This window comes from Protofrankia sp. Cr1 (assembly GCF_963555865.1).
Taxonomy (GTDB): Bacteria; Actinomycetota; Actinomycetes; order Frankiales; family Frankiaceae; genus Protofrankia.
In genome coordinates this window covers 1-2,752 of sequence record NZ_CAUVXO010000466.1, presented here as the reverse complement: position 1 = coordinate 2,752, position 2,752 = coordinate 1, and the positions used below count along the sequence as shown (strand labels likewise).

Below are 2,752 nucleotides of genomic sequence, written 5' to 3'. Positions count from 1 at the left end.
CGGGGTCGCGGACACGGCGAGGAGACGGGGTGCGCGAGGGGCAGGGCCGGTGGGAGACGGTCACGCCGTCGCAGTTTCCGCATGAGCGGGAGGCGCTGGAGCATGTCCGGCTGCTGCTGCCGGACGCCGAGCCGTACCGTGCCTGGTCGAACTTCACCTTCACCGCGACCACCGGGCACATCCGCGAGGTCGACCTGCTGGTCGTTGCCCGCGGCGGCGTCTACCTCATCGAGATCAAGAGCCTGGTCGGCCGGCTGACCGCGTCCGGGTCGAACTGGACCCAGCACCGCCACTCGGGCGACACCCGGATCTTCGACAACCCGCTGCACCTGGCGAACCAGAAGTCCAAGGAGCTGCGGTCCCTGCTGGAGAACGCCGGCCGCGCGAGCAGGACGAAGATCCCGTTCATCCAGCCGGCGGTCTTCCTGTCGAACCCGACCCTACGGGTCGAGCTCCCCGACCATCAGCTCCACTGGGTCTTCGGCCCCGAGCCAGGCACCCCGGGCGGCGCCACCAACAAGAGCGCCAGCACGAGCAACAGTAAGGGCGGCGTAGCGCTGCCGTCGATCTGGTCCGGCCTGCTGGACGCACCGCTGCGCGACGAGCGGCAGCGGGTCACCCCCGAGCTGTCCAAGGCCCTGGCCAAGCTGCTGCCGGCGGCCGGGATTGCCCGCAGCCGGCGCCACCAGCGGGTGGGCTCCTGGCAGCTGGAGTTCCCGGCATTCGACTCCGGCCCGACCTGGCAGGATTACCATGCCGCCCACGCCCAGGTCGCCTCCGAGCGGCGACGGGTGCGGATCTACCTCGTCGAGCGGGCCGCCGGGGAGGCCGAGCGGGCAAACCGGGAGGCGGTCGCCCGCCGCGAGTTCCTGGTGCTACACGGGATCAACCATCCGGGGATCGTCCAGGTCGACGGGTTGGAGAACCACGAGGCGGGCCCGGCGCTGATCTTCCGCCACCGGCCGGACGAGATGCGCCTGGACCACTATTTCGGCCGGTACGGCGACCGCCTCGATGCCGGCACCCGGCTGTACATGATCCGCCAGCTGGCCGAGACGGTCGCCTACGCGCACGGCCGGCATCTCTACCACCGGGCGCTGGCCGCCCGCAGCGTCTTGGTCGTGCCGTCGGGCGGCCGGGGCCGCCGCGCGGGCGGGAACGGCGAGCAGGGCTGGCTCGCACCCAGGCTGATGATCCGTGACTGGCAGGCGGCGGCCCGCGACGCCGGCTCGGGTACCGGCGCGCTGACGAGCGCGATGACAAAAACGTCGCTCGAACTGGCGGTGGAGCCCGCGGCCCGGTTCCTGCCGCATCTGGAGCTGGCCGCCGCCGGCTACCTGGCGCCCGAGATCGGCGCCCCCTACCCCGACCCGGTCGGCATCGACGTCTTCGGCCTGGGCGCGCTGGCCTACCTGATCCTCACCGGCCAGCCGCCCGCGGACAGCCCGAACACCCTGAAGGCGAGGCTGGAGCAGTCGGGCGGCCTGCACCCGGCGGAAGTCGTCGATTCGCTGTCCGAGGCGGCGAACGAGCTGGTAGCGCAGGCGACCCGCCCGCTGCCCGACGACCGCTTCTCCAGCGTCGGCGAGCTGCTCGACTGGCTACTGCTCGTCGAGGACGAGTTCACCCGGCCGGACGTCCCGGCGGCCGCCCCCGACGACAGCGGCGCGGACGGCACGCCGCCGACGGACCCGTCCGCGGCGGAGCAGAGCAGGCCGAGCAGGAGCCCGAGGCTGACCCGCTGGAGGCCCAGCGCGGCGACCTGGTCGGCGGCGAGTGGCGGATCAGGGAGCGGCTGGGCACCGGTTCGACGAGCCGCGCCTTCCTGGCCCACAACGAGAAGACCAACCGCGACGAGGTCCTCAAGGTCGCCCTCTCCGACGAGCGGGCGGCGCGCCTGGAACATGAGGCGTCGGTGCTGGGCCGGCTGAACGACTCGCGGGTGATCCGCCTGGCCCGCCCGGACACGCTGGTCATCGGCGGGCGCACGGTGCTCGTCCTCGACCACGCCGGCGAGCAGACCGTTGCGCGCAAGCTGCGCGAGGGCCGGCTCTCGGTCGACGAGCTGGAAACCTACAGCGACTACCTGTTCGGCGCGGTCGACTACCTGGACGGCGAGGGCGTCGCCCACCGCGACCTGAAGCCGGACAACATCGTCATCCGCCGCCGGCCGAACCGTACCTACCAGCTGGTCCTCATCGACTTCTCGCTGGCCAACATCTCGGTCCGCGACACCAGCGCCGGTACGCCTCGCTACCTGGACCCGTTCCTCGGCGCCGGCACCCGCACCGCCTACGACGACCACGCCGAGCGCTACGCCCTGGCGGTCACCCTGCACGAGATGGCCTCCGGCGAGCTGCCGCTCTGGGGCGACGGGTCCGCCGAGACGCGGTTCACCGTGGGCCCGCCGACGGTGGCCACCGAGGCGTTCGACCCGGCGATCCGCTCCGGCCTCACATCTTTCTTCCTCCGCGCGCTCGACCGGGACGCGGCGCGGCGGTTCGCGTCGCTGAAGGACATGCGCGACGCCTGGCAGGCCGTCTTCCGCGCCGCCGACTCCACCCCGCCGGCCCCGACCGTCCACCCGACGAACGACGGCAAGCCGACGAACGACGGCAAGCCGACGAACGAGGGCAAGCCGACGAACGAGGGCAAGCCGACGACCGGCACGGCGGGGCTCCGCCCGGCCGGCTCCGCGGGCGCCGGCGACGAGGAGGCCGCCCAGCAGGCCCGCGACCTGGCCGCCGCGGCG

At 73.1% G+C, this 2,752-nt stretch carries 1 pseudogene; it reads left to right on the top strand.

The features are described 5' to 3' along the window. Positions 1 to 29 precede the first annotated feature (29 nt). Positions 30 to 2,752 (top strand): annotated as a pseudogene (gene pglW / locus U9980_RS23805) (BREX system serine/threonine kinase PglW); the annotation flags it as partial.